General features: G+C 69.2%; 1 protein-coding gene. It reads left to right on the top strand.

All coding sequences use genetic code 11. The features are described from left to right. On the top strand, positions 1-226 hold a 226-nt coding region (locus tag B4920_RS26290), incomplete at its 5' end, for a DapH/DapD/GlmU-related protein (RefSeq protein ID WP_305847127.1). Between the last annotated feature and the right edge of the window lie 47 nt (positions 227-273).

The raw sequence follows: 273 nt of genomic DNA on the forward strand, positions 1-273 counted from the left end.
TCAGGGGGTTGAGACGGCGCTGCCGGTCACCATCGAAGACAGGGTCTGGATTGGCGGCGGCGCCATCCTGCTGCCCGGCGTCACCATAGGGCGGCGCGCGATCATAGGTGCCGGCGCCGTGGTGACCCGGGACATACCGGCAGACTCGGTGGCGGTAGGCAACCCGGCCAGGGTCATTCGCACCCTCTGCCCGGACGAGCCCCGGGATCCGGCGCTGCTGTCATGATGGCCCTGGCACTGCTGCCCCTCATCTGGACCGCCTGGCTTGGCATT

It is taken from the genome of Zoogloea sp. LCSB751 (assembly GCF_002028455.1).
In the GTDB taxonomy this organism is placed as follows: domain Bacteria; phylum Pseudomonadota; class Gammaproteobacteria; order Burkholderiales; family Rhodocyclaceae; genus Zoogloea.